Raw genomic sequence first — 1,455 nt, 5'->3', positions numbered from 1 at the left:
CATGGAGCCTGACGAATCATGGTCTATCACGCGGCCTTGACGCTCAGAGCTGGTGGTTAACAGCATCTCTTGAATGATATCTGGCAAAGTTTTCGCTTCAGACTCGACTGCGCCGGTTAGCGGGTAGCAGCCTAGCGTTCTAAATCGCACTGATTTCATCTCAGGGACTTCACCTTCTTTTAAGGGCATACGCTCATCGTCGACCATGATCAGTGTGCCGTCACGTTCAACGACAGGGCGCTTCTCTGAGAAGTAGAGTGGCACGATATCGATGTCTTCTAGGTGGATGTATTGCCAAATATCGAGCTCAGTCCAGTTTGAAAGTGGGAAAACACGAATGCTTTCGCCTTTATTAATTTTGCCGTTGTAGATATTCCAAAGTTCAGGACGCTGGTTCTTTGGATCCCACTGGTGGTTCTCGTCACGGAATGAATAGATACGTTCTTTTGCACGTGACTTCTCTTCATCACGACGCGCGCCACCGAATGCTGCATCAAACTTGTACTTATTAAGTGCTTGTTTGAGTGCTTGCGTCTTCATAATGTCGGTATGCTTCGCACTACCAACCGAGAAGGGACTAACGCCAGCTTTCACGCCTTCTTCATTTGTGTGGACGATTAAATCAAAGCCATACTTCTTGGCGACAACTTCATCGCGGAACTCGATCATTTCACGGAATTTCCACGTCGTGTCGACGTGTAATAGCGGAAATGGTGGTTTACCCGGAGCGAATGCTTTACGTGCTAGGTGAAGCATAACTGCTGAATCTTTACCGATAGAGTAAAGCATTACAGGGTTATCAAACTCGGCAGCAACTTCTCGAATAATGTGAATGCTTTCAGCTTCGAGTTGTTTAAGGTGCGTCATCTTATGGTCAGACATAGTTCCTCGATATCTTACAGTCGACTAATTATTAGGGCGCAACTATACCAGAAGCGTTTATTACCAAAAAAGCTTTATAGCCATATCTTTATTATCTTTTTGGAATATAGATATATGCTTTCGCTAATTTGTCACACATATTCGTCAAGAGGCGGTAGTCTGAGTATAATTCGCGGCTTAGCATTTTTTGCTTCAGCTCGTGTTTGAGTTGTAGCTTTTATTATCGGGTAAAAAATGAACGTAACAGAATACATGTCAGCACTGGGTCAGTCGGCCCGCAAAGCAGCCGCAGAGATGGCTGCTGTGAGTACATCGCAGAAGAATCAAGCCTTGTTGGCGACTGCTGAAATTCTTGATCAACGCCGCGAAGAATTGGCGGCCGCAAATGCACAGGATCTTGAAAATGGTCGTAATAATGGGCTTGAACCTGCCATGCTTGATCGACTTGAGCTGACGCCTGCGCGTATCGACACGATGATTGAGGGGCTGAAACAAGTTGCGGCCTTACCTGACCCTATCGGCGTGATTAACGATCTTAAGTATATGCCGTCTGGTATTCAGGTAGGTAAGATG

At 45.8% G+C, this 1,455-nt stretch carries 1 protein-coding gene and 1 pseudogene; one reads left to right on the top strand and one right to left on the bottom strand.

The genetic code is table 11. The features are described 5' to 3' along the window. Positions 1-882: sulfate adenylyltransferase subunit CysD (gene cysD / locus A3738_RS07240; RefSeq protein WP_068763481.1), on the bottom strand; the 882-nt coding region annotated here is incomplete at its 3' end. 234 nt (positions 883-1,116) lie between these two features. Here cysD and A3738_RS07235 point away from each other — a divergent pair. Further along, positions 1,117-1,455: pseudogene (locus A3738_RS07235) on the top strand (gamma-glutamyl-phosphate reductase); the annotation flags it as partial.

The sequence above is a fragment of the Oleiphilus sp. HI0066 genome, assembly GCF_001635725.1.
This window is presented reverse-complemented; position numbering and strand designations above follow the sequence as displayed.